We start from the raw sequence: 270 nt of genomic DNA, 5'->3' as shown, positions 1-270 counted from the left end.
GAGGCGGAGTCCGCTCTGAGCGCGGCCCGCGAGGCCGCGACGGCCGCCGAGCGGGAGCGCGCCGCGACCTCCGCCCGCCATGACGCCCTCGCCCTCGGTCTGCGCCGTAAGGACGGCACGGGCGCCCTGCTGGCCGCCGCCGACCGGCTCGGCGGACTCCTGGGCCCCGCCGCCGAACTCCTCACCGTCACTCCCGGCTTCGAGGTCCCCGTCGCCGCGGCCCTGGGCGCCGCCGCCGACGCGATCGCCGTCACCGGCCCCCGCGCGGCG

1 protein-coding gene is annotated in these 270 nt (G+C 81.5%); it reads left to right on the top strand.

Going from position 1 to position 270, the window contains the following annotated elements:
- The coding region (locus KN815_RS38340) for an SMC hinge domain-related protein (RefSeq protein WP_216346433.1) at nucleotides 1-270 on the top strand (270 nt) is incomplete at both ends.

Source organism: Streptomyces niphimycinicus (genome assembly GCF_018883605.1).
GTDB lineage: Bacteria > Actinomycetota > Actinomycetes > Streptomycetales > Streptomycetaceae > Streptomyces > Streptomyces niphimycinicus.
Note: the sequence above shows the minus strand (reverse complement) of the source record. Positions and strands in the feature narration are given on the sequence as shown.